The organism is Kitasatospora sp. McL0602 (assembly GCF_052076145.1).
In the GTDB taxonomy this organism is placed as follows: domain Bacteria; phylum Actinomycetota; class Actinomycetes; order Streptomycetales; family Streptomycetaceae; genus Kitasatospora.
On sequence record NZ_CP197246.1, the window covers coordinates 7,274,832 to 7,286,922 of the forward strand.

Genomic DNA, 12,091 nt, shown 5'->3' on the forward strand with positions numbered 1-12,091 from the left:
CGGCCGGGCGGCCGCCCTTGTCAGGATGTTCCACAACGGATCTTCGAGAGACGCCGAAAGACGTGCGGAAGCCGCGCGAGAGATGTTCGAAAGACGGGGAGAGACTCATGGAATCGGGCCAGACGGTGACGGTATTCGGGGCGTACGGACACACGGGGCGGTTCGTGGTGGCAGAGCTCAGGGAGCGCGGGTTCGTCCCGGTGCTCTCCGGGCGTGACGCCGCCAAGCTGCAAGCCATGGCGGCAGCCGAGCCCGGACTCGACGCCCGACCGGCGTCGGTCGACGACCCGGCCTCGCTCGACCGCGCACTGGCCGGTGCGGCAGCCGTGATCAACTGCGCCGGCCCCTTCGCCGTCACGGCCGCCCCGCTGATCGAGGCGGCGCTGCGGGCCGGCGTGCCGTACCTGGACGTGGCAGCCGAGATCGAGGCGAACCTCGACACCTTCGCGAGTTTCGCGGACCGCGCCCGCGCCGCAGGAGCGGTGATCGTCCCCGCGATGGCCTTCTACGGCGGCCTCGGCGACCTGCTGACCACGGCCGCGATGGGCGACTGGAAGGAAGCCGACGAGGCGCACATCGCATACGGGTTGAACAGCTGGCACCCCACCGCCGGGACACGGCTGGCCGGCGCGGTCTCGCGGGAGCGGCGGGGCGGCCGCCGCGTCCGCTTCGCGAACGGGCAGTTGGAGTACCGCACGGACGCCCCGCCGACCCTGGACTGGACCTTCCCCGAGCCGATGGGCACGCGGGCCGTCATCGGGGAGTTCACGATGGCCGACGTCGTCACCGTCCCCAGCCATCTGGCCATCCCCGAGGTGCGCACCTACATGACGGCCGAGGCGGCCGAAGACCTGTCGGCCCCGGACGCACCTGCCCCGGCCGCAGCCGACGAGCGCGGGCGGTCCGTGCAGACCTTCCTGGTCGACGTCCTGGTCCGCTCCGGCGGTGTGGAACGGCGCGCCGTGGCCAGGGGCCAGGACATCTACGCCGTCACCGCGCCCCTCGTCGTGGAGGCCCTCGACCGCATCCTCACCGGACGGACCACGACGACCGGCGTCGCCTCCGCCGGCGAGATCTTCGACGCACCCGACTTCCTCCGCGCGCTCGCCCCGCACATCGCCGTGGACCTGCCTTCGTAGCGGCCGGCCCGCTTGGCCGCAGCCGAGCACCTGGAGCAATGGGACGGTGCCTGGCGCTGAAATTGATCTTGCCGGCGGCTCGGTCCTCTCTAGAGTGTGGCGAACACATCGGCGAGGCGGACCGGGGGGACATCACATGACGCAGCAGGGGGCCATCGCGACAGAGGGCATGGACGGATCAGCAGCAGCACAGGCCGAGGACGCCTTCAGGCTGATCTATGCCGACGCGTTCGCGGAGCCTCCCTACAACGAGACCGAGGACGACGTCGCCGCCGCCTTCCGCCGCTTCCCATCCCAGACGCGTAGGCACACCTTCCGCGCCGCCTTGGCCCGTACCGAGGACGGCGAGCCGGTCGGTATGGCGTACGGCTTCCCGCTCGGCCCTGACACGGGTTGGTGGGACGAGTTGACCGAGCCGGTGCCCGACGACATGCGGAGCGAGGACGGACACCGCACCTTCGGGCTGATGGAACTCGCCGTGCGCGGACCGTGGCGCGGGCAGGGCATCGCGCGGCGGCTGCACGAGACGCTGCTCGAAAGCCTTGAAGCCGAGCGGGTGTTGTTGAACGTCCACCCGGGCGGCAAGGCAGCGTCGGCTGCCTACCGGGCTTGGGGGTACCGCAAGATCGGCGAGGCGCGGCCGTGGGGGACGGGCGCGGACCTCCATGACGTGATGCTGCTCGACCTGCGCTGACCGCCGCCGGACGCGGCATCCCGGCCCAGCGCAAGACAGCCAAGATCTGTCTCAGCGCCAACCACAGGCTCCAACGACCCCCGAAGGCGGTGTCATCAAACGGCGCCGGCAACTGATGGCATCAGGCGGTGCCCGTTCAGGGGCGGTTGGCGTTGCGGCGGCGGTGTTCGCCGCGCAGGACCAGGGCGGGGGCCTCGTCGTCGTAGGAGCCGCAGGTGGTGGCCGCCCAGGGGGACCACTGCTGGGGCACGGAGTAGTACGGGACCAGGACTTGGGGCGAGCGGCGTCCGGCGGCACCGGCCGGGAGCAGGGCGGGCAGGATGTCGGGTTGCTGGCCCGCCAGGATGGCCTTCCGGCAGTCCGGGCAGGCGGGCCGCCGGTCGGCGGCCGCCTCGCGGGCGCCGAGGTGTGGCCGCTGCTGCGCCTTCTGCCGGGCCTTCTGCTGGCCACGGGTCGCGGTACGGGGGACGGGCGGGTGCAGCGGGTTGTAGAAGCAGCGGACGGCGGCCGGCCCGGGGCGGTGGCCCGCGTGCTCGGCGTGGGCGGCGGCGAGCCGTTCGACGGCCCGCTCGGCGAGCACCACGGCAGCCGCCAGATCGGGCAGGTCCGCAGCCTCGTCGAGCAGGCGACCGGCAGCCTCGTACGCCTCCAGCGCCCACAGGTAGTCCCGCCGGGCGGCGGCCTCCTCGGGCACCAACTCCAGCTCGGCCGCACGGAACAGCTCACCCGCCGCCGTCACCCGCCCGGCGGCGTACCCCGACAGGCGCTCGCGCAGCACCTCCCACTCCCGGAGGACGAGCTCCTGCTGCTCCTTCGACAGTCGACGACGCGGCTTGCGCGGCTCGGCCTCGGCGCTGCGCAGCAGCCTGACGAACCACCAGCGGTGGAACACCTGACCTCCCGTGGAGATGATCTGAGCTGCCCATTCTCCGCACGGCGTGCCTGCGGCGGAAGGCGGGGCCCGGTCAGGGGTTCAGGTTCTCAGGGGCGCAGGCTCTTGAGGAGGGTGATGTCGGCGGCGTGCCGGGCGCCCTCGACGCGGTGCGGGTCGTGGCGGCCGTCGGGGGTCTCGATGATCAGCGGCACCCCGGCGGCCTCGGGGTGGGTGAGGAGTTCGGCGAAGGCGGCCGCGCCGATGTGACCGGCGCCGATGTTGGCGTGCCGGTCCTTGCGGGCGCCCACCACGTCCATCGAGTCGTTGGCGTGGATCAGCCGCAGCCGGCCCGGCCCGACCGCCGCCGTCAGGAGGTCGAGGGCGGCCGTCGCGCCGCCGGGCTCGGCGAGGTCGTGACCGGCGGCGAAGGCATGGCAGGTGTCGAGGCAGACGCCGACCCGTGGGTGGTGGTCGAGGGCGTCCGCGTAGGCGGCGAGGTCCTCCATCCGGGAGCAGAGCGAGCTGCCCTGACCGGCGGTCGGCTCCAGCAGCAGCCAGGGCGCGCCGTCGCCGAGCGCGTCCAACTCGTCCAGCAGCGGCCGGACGTCCTCGCGGACCTGGGCCATCGCGGCCGCGTACCGGGAGCCCCCGTCAGGTGCCCGGCCCACCGCCGAACCGGTGTGCACGACGACGCCGAGCGCGCCGATCCGGTGCGCCCGCAGCAGCGAGTGCCGCAGTGACTCGGCGGAGCGCTCCCGCGTCGCGTCGCTGTCCGAGCCGAAGTTGATCAGGTACGGCGCGTGGACGTACGCCGGGATGCCCTCGGCCGCGCACGCCTCGCGGAACTCGGCGTCCCGGGCCGGGTCGCCCTCCGGAGTCGCCCAGCCGCGCGGGTTGGCGACGAAGACCTGCACCGCCTCCGCCCCGACCCGCCGGGCGTACGCCAGCCCGGTGCCCACCAGCCCACGCCCGGCGACCGGCACGTGCGCGCCGACGGGGTTGCGGAGGTCGGGGGAGGTGGGCTGAGCTGCGGCATTCATGGCACCGAGGATGCCATGCGGCGCGCTGCGGGCCAGGGCCAGGGCAAGGGAGGGCCAGGGGGAGGGGGCCGATCCGGCCTTAGTTCGTGGGCGTCGACGGTGTCCAGCTGCGCAGGTCGGGGCGGTCGTGCGGCGAAGGGCGCGGTGGGCGTGCGGGGCGGCGACGGAGTGGAGGTTTGAGGACGTCCAGTGGTGTAGACCTCACGGTTCATGGCGGAGCTGGGGCGTCCGGCTGGTTCGTGTCCTGATGGATTGAGGCATGACAATGCTATGGCCGGATCGTTTCTCTGCGTAACGGAGTCATTGCCTCCAGTGAAGCCCCGTCACATGCTTGCTCCGCCTGCGAAACATCCCACGGGACATCCCGGACATCCCACGGGACATCCGACGGAAGGAAGCACATGAGCATCATCGGTAGGACCAGCCGCATGGCCGTCTCACTGGCCGCGATCGGCCTCGCCGTGGCCGGCGGCGTCGCCACCGCAGGCCCGGCCGGCGCCGTGACACCGGCGGTGCGGACGGCCACCGCCCAGGTCGTCACCCCGCACGTGGCCAGCTGTGACGGCTTCGGCTCCAACAGCTTCAGCTGGTGGGCCAACTGCCGCGTGACCAGCGGTCACTCCCGTGCCATGGCGGCCTGTGGAGACGGCAACGTCCACCCCGGGTCCTGGGTGGGCGTCGGCTACTGGCGCTTCGGCATCGACTGCTACCCGTACGCCATGCAGAGCTGGTGGATAGAGGACGGCAGCTGACCGCACCTGCCCCAGGGTGACACGGCCCCGGACCAGCCTTCGGGCAGGCCCGGGGCCCGCGCCGTTCCGGCGTAACGCCCCGAGCCGCACGGGTCCGGGCTGAGGGAGTTGCGGACGGCGGGCGGTCTGCCGCCGGGCGGCGGGGTGTCAGCGGGGGAAGTCCCGGGTCAGCAGCGGCGCGAAGTCGGCGGCCGGGGTGGGAGAAGACTTGCGGCGGAGGGCGACGGCGGTGGGAACGAGGAAAGCGGCGAGGACACCGGCGACGGCGAACGAGACCGAGAGCGAGGTGGCCTGGGCGATGGCGCCGATCGCGGCGGGGGCGACCAGGCCGGAGATGTACGTGATGGTCGCGACGCCCGCGATGGCCTGGCTGGGGTTGGAGCCGCTGTGGCCCGCAGCGGCGAAGGCGACCGGCACGACCGTCGCGATGCCGATCCCGATCAGGGCGAAGCCGGGGATGGCCAGGTAGGGGGTGCGGGCGAGGACGACCAGGGCGCAGCCGAGGGTGGCGACGCCGCCGCCCGCCCGGACGGTCGCGACGGGCCCGAAGCGGCGGATCACCAGGTCGCCGGTGAGCCGGGCGATGGTCATGGTGGCGGCGAACACGGTGGAGCTGGCGGCGGCCGTGCCGGCCGAGGCGCCGGTGATGTCGCGCAGGTAGACGCCGCTCCAGTCGAGGCTGGCCCCCTCGGCGAAGACCCCGCAGAAGCCCACCAGCCCGAGCGCGAGCGCCGAGCGCGGCGGCAGGGCGAAGCGCGGCGGGGCCGCCTCCCGGGCCTCCGCCGGACAGAGCTCCAGCAGGCCGCCGCAGACGGTCTGCGCGAGCAGGGCCAGGACGAGCGCGGTGAGCGGGAGTTGGATCCGGGGGTCGAACTGCTGCTGCGCGGCGAGCACGCCGAAGCCCGAGGCGGCCAGTACGCCGACGCTCCACATTCCGTGCAGCCCGGACATGATCGAGCGGCCGAGCCGCTGCTCGACGTCCACGCCCTGGGCGTTCATCGCGACGTCGGCCATCCCGGCCGTCGCGCCGTAGACCAGCAGCGCGAGGATCAGGACGCCGAGGTTGCTGGCGAGCGCGGGCAGGGCCAGCGAGAGGCACCAGAGGGTGAGCAGCCCCCGGACGGCGAGCCGTCCCCCATATCGGTGGACGACCCTGCTGGCCAGCGGCATCGCGAGGGAGGCGCCGACGGCCGGGCAGAGCAGCGCCAGGCCGAGCTGGGCCGGGCTCAGCTGGAGGTGGTGCTGGAGCCAGGGGATGCGGGTGACGAACGTACCGGTCACCGAGCCGTGCACGGCGAAGACCAGCGAGACGGCGATCCGCGCCCTGCGGACGGGCCGGTGCCGATCGGCGGCGGAGGCGTTGGATGCGGTGGATGTGGGCATGCGGTGGCGTCCCCTCCTGGGCAGTGTGTCACCGGTATGTCGTGGCAATAAATTATCAGGAAGGAACCCTGATAGATACAGCACCGATACACTCCGGCAGGAGAAGCCCAGGAGGACGCCCCACCATGACCACCGCGCGCCCGGCCACCCCGAGCACCGCCCGCGCCATCAACGACCGCCTGGCGCTCGACCTGCTGCTCAGCCGTGGGCCCCTCACTGCGCCCGAGCTGCGCGACCTGACGGGCCTCTCCCGCCCGACCGTCGCCGACCTACTGGAACGCCTCCAGCGGGGCGGCCTGGTCCGGATCGCGGGGGAGAGCGGCGAACAGCGCCGTGGCCCGAACGCCAAGCTCTACGCCCTCGTCGCCGACCGTGCGCACCTGGCCGGCATCGACGTCCGCTCCACCGGCGTCAGCATCGTCATCGCCGACCTGACGGGCCGTACGCTGGCCGCCGCCGAACTGGTCGCCGAACCCGGCGAGGAGGGCCTCGTCGACCGTACGGTGCAGGCCCTGCACGCCACCGCCCGAGCCGCCGGGGCCGAGCAGCTGCACACCGTCGCCGTCGGCGCCCCCGGCATGGTCGACCCGCGCACCGGCGAACGGCAGAGCTCCGACGGCCTGCCGCACTGGCACGCCGACCTGCTCGCCGCCCTGCGGGCCACCCCCGGCACCGACGTCATCCTGGAGAACGAGGTCAACCTCGCCGGCATCGCCGAGCACCGCCTCGGCGCCGCCCGCGACCAGGACACCTTCGTACTGATGTGGCTCAGCCACAGCGTCGGCGCCGCCCTGGTGCTGGACGGCCGACTCCGCCGGGGGGTCTCCGGCGGCGTCGGCGAGATCTGCTTCCTACCCGTGCCCGGCACCGGCGACATGCCCAGCTCCAGCAGCTACGACGGCGGCTTCCACTCCCTGGTCGGCAGCGAGGCGATCTGCGCACTCGCCCGCCACCACGGACTCCCCGACCCGGCGCCCGAGCCCGGCCCCGCGCCGGCGGCCAAGGCCGTCGTCCGGGAGGCCCTGGCCGCCGGGCCCGCAGGGCTGGCCTTCCTGGACGATCTCGCCGGGCGGATCGCGATCGGCGCGGCCGCCGTCTGCGTCGTCATCGACCCCGGCTGCCTGGTGCTCGGCGGCGAGATCGGCCGGGCCGGCGGCGAGGTGCTGGCCGGGCTGGTGGCCCGGCGGCTGGCGCCCCTCTCACCGCTGCGCACCGAGGTCCGGGCCGGTACGGCCGGGGGCGGCGCGGTGCTGGCGGGTGCGGTGCTGACGGCCGGGGACGCGGTGCGGCGGGAGCTCTTCGGCGATCCGCTCTGACCTGCTGGGCCGCTCCGACCTTGCCGACCCGCGTTGACCGGCCTACGCCGCCGAGCTGAGCGCCGGGGTGCCGAGGACGACAGCGGTGGCCAGGCCCGCGGCCAGCAGGGCGGTGATCAGCAGGCCGGTGCAGACGCCTCTGACCGAGACCGGCCGCTCCGGCGGGGTGACGTTGCTCTGGTAGCGCTCCGCCTCGGCGACGAACGCGAACGGGACGGACTCTGCCCCGTGGGCCATCTGACTGCTCCTTGCTCAACCGGAAGGTGGGGGTACGTGCGGGTACTCGGCATGAATCGTACCGACTCGCCCGAGCATGCCCGGTTCCGCCCGATTCAGTCGAACGATTTTCTGAGTTCGCGTCAGCCCGGCCGGTCCGCTTCGCCCCGGCGCCCCGCCGTACGGCAGGATGGCCGCGACAACATCAGGAGCCAACCCGCCAGGAGCGTCCCATGGGCCAGCCCGACCGGTCGGTCAACCGTTACCGCATCGGGGAGGCGGCGGCGATGCTCGGCGTGAGTGCCGACACCATGCGCCGCTGGGTCGACGCCGGGCGGCTCGCCGCCGAGCGCGACGAGCACGGTCACCGGATCATCGCGGGCGCCAAGCTGGCCGCCTTCGCCCGGGAGCTGGCCAGGCCCGAGAACGCCGAGGCCGAGGGCCGCCCGTCCTCCGCCCGCAACCGCTTCCCCGGCATCGTCACCGACGTGGTGCTCGGCGACGTCGCCGCGCAGGTCGAGATCCAGGCCGGGCCGTTCCGGGTGGTCTCGCTGATCAGCCGGGACTCGGCGGAGGAGCTCGGTCTCGTCCCCGGTGCTCCGGCGACGGCCGTGATCAAGTCGACCAACGTGGTGATCGAGCGGAGCTGACGCACCGAAGCGTCGCCGAAACGAAATGTGAGGATGTCCGTGTCCAGCCCCGCCCTGCTCCGGCCCGTGCTCGCGGTCGCCCACCGTGGTGACCCGTACCGGTACCGGGAGAACACCCTGGCCTCGGTCGAGTCCGCGCTCGCGGCCGGGGCCGACGCCGTCGAGGTCGACGTCCAGCTGACCCGGGACGGCGTGCCCGTGCTGCTGCACGACCTGACGCTGAACCGGCTCTGGCGCGACCCGCGCCCGGTCGGCGCCCTCACCGTCGAGCAGCTGAGCGCCGTCGGCAGCCCGGGAGTACGGGTGCCGACCCTCGCCGAGGCGCTCAAGGCCGTCGCCGAACGCCCCGTCGGCCCGGCCGCCAGGCTGCTGATCGACCTCGACACGCCCGGCCCGGCCGCCGCCACCTGGCAGGCCGTCACCGGCCTCGGCGCCGAGCACCTGGTCGCCTTCTGCGGCCCGGTCGGCGCCATGCTCGCCGTCCGTGCGCTGGCACCCGAGGCCGAGCTGTCGCTGACCTGGAAGCTGCCGCAGCTGCCCGGCCGGGCCCTGCTCGACGACCTGCGGCCACGCTTCGTCAACCCGCCGTTCGGGCTGGTCGACGCCGCGTACACGGCCGCCGCGCACGAGTCCGGACTCGCCGTCAGCACCTGGACGGTCGACCGCCGCCGCACCATGGCCAGGATGCTCGCCGCCGGGGTCGACTCCCTCACCAGCAACCGCATCTCCCTGCTGCGGAAGACCGTGGACGCCAGGCCGTGACGGCTGTCCTGACCCGCCGTGAGCTCGGCCGGGCGGTGCTGGCCCGCCAGCAGCTGCTCGTACGCGGCGCCGGCCCGGCGGACGAGATGATCGGCCGACTGGTCGGCCTCCAGGCCCAGGCTGCCCCCGAACCGCCCTACCTCGGGCTCTGGTCGCGGCTGGCCGACTTCCGCCCCGAGCAGCTGACGGAGCTGCTGGAGCAGCGCCGGGTCGTCCGGGTCGCACTCCAGCGCGGCACGATCCACCTCGTGACGGCCGCCGACTGCCTGGCCCTGCGCCCGCTGCTCCAGCCCGTGCTGGACCGGGGCCTGCGCGGCTCGTACGGCAGGCAGCTGGCGGGCCTGGACGTGGCCGAGGTCGCGGCGCGCGGGCGGGAGCTGGTCGAGCGGCAGCCGATGACCTTCCAGCAGCTCGGTGAGCGGCTCGGCCCGCACTGGCCCGAGCACGACCCTGCCTCCCTGGCGCAGGCCGTCCGGGCCGTGCTGACGCTGGTGCAGGTGCCGCCGCGCGGGCTCTGGGGGCGCAGCGGCCCCGCCGCCCACACCACCGCCGAACACTGGCTCGGCCGCGAGCCCGAGGCCGCGCCCTCCCTGGACGACCTGGTGCTGCGCTACCTCGGCGCGTTCGGGCCGGCCAGTGCGGCCGACGTGCAGAAGTGGTGCGGTCTGACCGGCCTCGGCAAGGTGCTCGCCCGGCTGGCGCCGGAGCTGGCAGTCTTCCGCGACGAGCAGGGCCGCACCCTCTACGACCTGCCCGACGCCCCGCGCCCCGGTGGCGACACCCCGGCGCCCGTACGGCTGCTCGCGCCGTTCGACAACCTGCTGCTCTCCTACGCCGACCGCTCGCGCGTACTGCCGGAGGAGTACCGCCACGAGGTCATGACGCCCAACGGGCTGGTGCCGGGCACGCTGCTGGTCGACGGGCTGGTGGCGGGGGTGTGGCGGACCTCGGCGACGGCGGACGGCGGCGTGCTGACGGTACGTCGGTTCGCCGGGACGGGGGACCGGGCGGTGGTGGGCGGGATCGAGGAGGAGATCGCGGAGGAGGGGGAGCGGCTGGCGCGCTTCCTCGGGGTCACCTTCCGTGCAGAACGGACAGATCGTTAGATTTATGGTGATAATGATCAGTCAGGAGTGATCCGGTCGCGGCGGGAGGCGGCATGTCGGTGGAGCCCACGGAGCCGGCCGCTCCCGAGGACCGCAGGCCACCGCACCTGATGCTGCCACCGTCCGTCCGGGCCGCCGCCGCCTGGTCGGCGGCGGTGATCCTCTTCATCGGCGTCGCCACGCTCGTCGTCTACGCCTTCGTCGCGCTGCGCGCCGCGACCATCCCGATGGTCCTGGCCCTGCTCGGCACCGCCCTGCTGCACCCCGTGATGCCCTGGCTCGTCCGGCGCGGCCTGAAGCGCGGGCTGGCTGCCGGGCTGACCTGCGTGGTGCTGGTCGCCGTGGTCTGCGGGGTGCTCGCCGTGCTCACCAACTCGCTCGTGCACAGCGCCCCGCAGATCGCCGCGTCGCTGCAGCAGGCCGGTCAGCAGCTCAGCGACTGGCTCGGCCCGGCGGGTGCCAAGATCCAGCACGCCCTCTCCGACACGGCGGGCTCCGGCGGTTCCGCCGTGGGCTCGCTGGTCGGTTCGCTCGCCAGCGGTGTGCTCTCCGGGCTCGGCATCATCACCCAGCTGGTCACGGGCGGGGTGCTCGCGCTCGCCCTGGTCTTCTTCTTCCTGCGGGACGGCAACCGCACCGGCGACCTCGTCCGCTCGGTGGTCCCCGGCGGGCACGGCGAGACGGTCGTCGCCTGCGGGCAACAGGCGTTCACCGCGATGGCGGGCTTCATGCGCGGCACCACGCTGATCGCGCTGATCGACGCGACCTTCATCACCGTCGGGCTGGTCGTCCTCGGGGTGCCGGGCGCGGCGGGGCTGGGGGCGCTGGTCTTCCTCGGTGCGTTCATCCCCTTCATCGGCGCCTTCCTGTCGGGCACGGTCGCCGTCCTGGTCGCGCTCGCCGACGGCGGGCTCAGCACCGCCCTCTGGACCCTCGGCGTGGTGCTCGCCGTCCAGGCCGTCGAGGGCAACATCCTCCAGCCCGTCATCCAGAGCCGCACCGTCGAACTCCACCCCGCCACCATCATGTTCGCCGTCGTCGCAGGTGCCGGGATCGCGGGCATCCTCGGTGCGTTGCTGGCCGTACCGGTCTGCGCGGCAGGGCTCGGGGTGGTCTCCGTCCTGCGGGCAGCCGGCACCGGCCGGCGTGGGTGAGTGGTGCCGGCCAGCGCAGGTGAGTGGTCAGAGTGCCTGGTCGCGCCAGTAGCCGAACTCCTGGAGCGGGTCGCCCTGGAGGGTCCAGGGCCAGGTGGTGACGGTGGTGCCGATGGCGGCGAACGCCTCGGCGGCCTCGGGAGCGCGGTTGGCCTGGACGAGGGCGTAGGCGAGGAGATTGAGGTCGGCGACGGCGGCGGAGTGGGTGAGGTACCCGGGCCGGGGCCAGTCGGCGACGGCGCGGGCCAGGGCGGATTCGGCATCGGGGCGGGTCCAGCGGTGCCGGGCACCGATCGCGGTCACGCCGCCGGCGGCCACCGCCGCACGGTAGCGCTCGACCAGCATGGTCAGCTCCAGCCCGGCGACCGGGGAGTCGGCCGGGGCCGAGACGCGGACCGACTCGACGAACTCCAGCACCTGCGCGTGTGACCCGCACTCCTCGGGTGAGAGGTAGCCGAGCAGCTCCAGGTGCGCAGTCCGGTTCCAGGCGTCCCGGGCGCCGATCTCCCGGCAGAGCGGGTAGATCTCCCGCTCCGGCAGCGCGAGCAGCCGCCCCAGCCGGAGCAGGCCCAGCCACGGCAGCGGGTCGCCCGGCAGCAGGTCGGCCGCCCGGCGCAGCTTCTCGACCGTCCCGGCCGGGCCGTCGGGTATGCCGTGGGCCAGCTCGGTCCAGGCGTGGAAGAGCAGCGCGTCCGCATCCTGCGGGCGCTGCCTGCGCCACACCTTCGCCAGCGCGACCGAGCCCGCCCCCGCCAACACCCCGAACCGGTGCGTACGGCGGTCCCAGTCCTGCCCCGCCCCCTTCAGCACCTGCTCGACCAGCCCCGCCGACAGATCCAGCTGCCCCTGCACCCGAGGAGCCGTCAACTGACGGCACACCCGGCCCAGCTCGGCATCGTCCAGCTCAGGAGCCAGCCGCGGGGCGGCACTTCGACGTCGTCCAAAGATCGGCATGGTGGGCGAGCCTAGGGGCTCGCACACGGGTACGGCCAGTCGGGCGCGAGT

Annotated in this window: 13 protein-coding genes; 8 read left to right on the forward strand and 5 right to left on the reverse strand. The window is 73.8% G+C overall.

The features are described from left to right. The first annotated feature begins 107 nt into the window (after positions 1–107). Together ACR68M_RS32825 and ACR68M_RS32830 are read left to right on the forward strand one after the other, a co-directional pair. Positions 108–1,139 (forward strand): saccharopine dehydrogenase family protein, encoded by a 1,032-nt coding sequence (locus ACR68M_RS32825; RefSeq protein ID WP_441247788.1) that lies wholly within the window; start codon positions 108–110, stop codon positions 1,137–1,139. Positions 1,140–1,275: 136 nt separating this feature from the next. Beyond that, a complete protein-coding gene (locus ACR68M_RS32830) occupies positions 1,276–1,833 on the forward strand; it encodes an N-acetyltransferase family protein (protein WP_441247789.1) in 558 nt (185 codons plus the stop codon). A gap of 136 nt (positions 1,834–1,969) precedes the next feature. Here ACR68M_RS32830 and ACR68M_RS32835 read toward each other — a convergent pair whose 3' ends face one another. Both ACR68M_RS32835 and ACR68M_RS32840 read right to left on the reverse strand, forming a co-directional pair. Continuing rightward, positions 1,970–2,725 carry a hypothetical protein gene (locus ACR68M_RS32835; protein ID WP_441247790.1) on the reverse strand — a complete coding sequence of 252 codons (756 nt, stop codon included), beginning with the start codon at positions 2,723–2,725 and terminating at the stop codon, positions 1,970–1,972. 89 nt (positions 2,726–2,814) lie between these two features. After that, a complete protein-coding gene (locus tag ACR68M_RS32840; protein WP_441247791.1) occupies positions 2,815–3,747 on the reverse strand; it encodes a deoxyribonuclease IV in 933 nt (310 codons plus the stop codon). A 401-nt stretch (positions 3,748–4,148) separates the two neighbouring features. Between ACR68M_RS32840 and ACR68M_RS32845 the strand changes: the two genes are divergently transcribed. After that, positions 4,149–4,499, forward strand: coding sequence for a hypothetical protein (locus ACR68M_RS32845; RefSeq protein WP_441247792.1), 351 nt, complete (start codon positions 4,149–4,151; stop codon positions 4,497–4,499). A 147-nt stretch (positions 4,500–4,646) separates the two neighbouring features. On the opposite strand, the gene ACR68M_RS32850 is transcribed toward ACR68M_RS32845, so the two are convergent. Then, entirely contained in the window at positions 4,647–5,882 is a 1,236-nt protein-coding gene (locus ACR68M_RS32850; RefSeq protein ID WP_441247793.1) for an MFS transporter, read from the reverse strand. Positions 5,883–6,007: 125 nt separating this feature from the next. Between ACR68M_RS32850 and ACR68M_RS32855 the strand changes: the two genes are divergently transcribed. Then, on the forward strand, positions 6,008–7,198 hold the full coding sequence (locus ACR68M_RS32855) for an ROK family transcriptional regulator (protein ID WP_441247794.1): 1,191 nt from the start codon (positions 6,008–6,010) through the stop codon (positions 7,196–7,198). A gap of 42 nt (positions 7,199–7,240) precedes the next feature. On the opposite strand, the gene ACR68M_RS32860 is transcribed toward ACR68M_RS32855, so the two are convergent. Beyond that, the gene (locus ACR68M_RS32860; RefSeq protein WP_441247795.1) at positions 7,241–7,435 is read right to left on the reverse strand and encodes a hypothetical protein; all 195 of its coding nucleotides are present in this window, start codon (positions 7,433–7,435) and stop codon (positions 7,241–7,243) included. A 212-nt stretch (positions 7,436–7,647) separates the two neighbouring features. Here ACR68M_RS32860 and ACR68M_RS32865 point away from each other — a divergent pair, with 212 nt between their 5' ends. The 4 genes from ACR68M_RS32865 to ACR68M_RS32880 are packed head-to-tail and all read left to right on the forward strand — an operon-like array spanning position 7,648 to position 11,086. Then, positions 7,648–8,064, forward strand: a complete 417-nt coding sequence (locus ACR68M_RS32865; protein ID WP_441247796.1) for a TOBE domain-containing protein — start codon at positions 7,648–7,650, stop codon at positions 8,062–8,064. Between the two features lie 33 nt (positions 8,065–8,097). Next, positions 8,098–8,826 (forward strand): glycerophosphodiester phosphodiesterase, encoded by a 729-nt coding sequence (locus ACR68M_RS32870; protein WP_441247797.1) that lies wholly within the window; start codon positions 8,098–8,100, stop codon positions 8,824–8,826. Then, a complete protein-coding gene (locus ACR68M_RS32875; RefSeq protein ID WP_441247798.1) occupies positions 8,823–9,932 on the forward strand; it encodes a winged helix DNA-binding domain-containing protein in 1,110 nt (369 codons plus the stop codon). Before ACR68M_RS32870 ends, ACR68M_RS32875 begins: the two co-directional genes overlap by 4 nt. Before the next feature lie 53 nt (positions 9,933–9,985). Further along, the gene (locus ACR68M_RS32880; RefSeq protein ID WP_441247799.1) at positions 9,986–11,086 is read left to right on the forward strand and encodes an AI-2E family transporter; all 1,101 of its coding nucleotides are present in this window, start codon (positions 9,986–9,988) and stop codon (positions 11,084–11,086) included. Between the two features lie 27 nt (positions 11,087–11,113). Here ACR68M_RS32880 and ACR68M_RS32885 read toward each other — a convergent pair whose 3' ends face one another. Beyond that, complete coding sequence (locus ACR68M_RS32885; RefSeq protein ID WP_441247800.1) at positions 11,114–12,040, reverse strand: hypothetical protein; 927 nt, start codon at positions 12,038–12,040, stop codon at positions 11,114–11,116. Positions 12,041–12,091 lie beyond the last annotated feature (51 nt).

Bases quoted from the DNA above. Each gene is read 5' to 3' on its own strand.
- ACR68M_RS32825 (WP_441247788.1), top strand. From the start codon at position 108: ATGGAATCGGGCCAGACGGTGACGGTATTCGGGGCGTACGGACACACG.
- ACR68M_RS32830 (WP_441247789.1), top strand. From the start codon at position 1,276: ATGACGCAGCAGGGGGCCATCGCGACAGAGGGCATGGACGGATCAGCA.
- ACR68M_RS32840 (WP_441247791.1), bottom strand. From the start codon at position 3,747: ATGAATGCCGCAGCTCAGCCCACCTCCCCCGACCTCCGCAACCCCGTC.
- ACR68M_RS32845 (WP_441247792.1), top strand. From the start codon at position 4,149: ATGAGCATCATCGGTAGGACCAGCCGCATGGCCGTCTCACTGGCCGCG.
- ACR68M_RS32850 (WP_441247793.1), bottom strand. From the start codon at position 5,882: ATGCCCACATCCACCGCATCCAACGCCTCCGCCGCCGATCGGCACCGG.
- ACR68M_RS32855 (WP_441247794.1), top strand. From the start codon at position 6,008: ATGACCACCGCGCGCCCGGCCACCCCGAGCACCGCCCGCGCCATCAAC.
- ACR68M_RS32860 (WP_441247795.1), bottom strand. From the start codon at position 7,435: ATGGCCCACGGGGCAGAGTCCGTCCCGTTCGCGTTCGTCGCCGAGGCG.
- ACR68M_RS32865 (WP_441247796.1), top strand. From the start codon at position 7,648: ATGGGCCAGCCCGACCGGTCGGTCAACCGTTACCGCATCGGGGAGGCG.
- ACR68M_RS32870 (WP_441247797.1), top strand. From the start codon at position 8,098: ATGTCCGTGTCCAGCCCCGCCCTGCTCCGGCCCGTGCTCGCGGTCGCC.
- ACR68M_RS32880 (WP_441247799.1), top strand. From the start codon at position 9,986: ATGTCGGTGGAGCCCACGGAGCCGGCCGCTCCCGAGGACCGCAGGCCA.
- ACR68M_RS32885 (WP_441247800.1), bottom strand. From the start codon at position 12,040: ATGCCGATCTTTGGACGACGTCGAAGTGCCGCCCCGCGGCTGGCTCCT.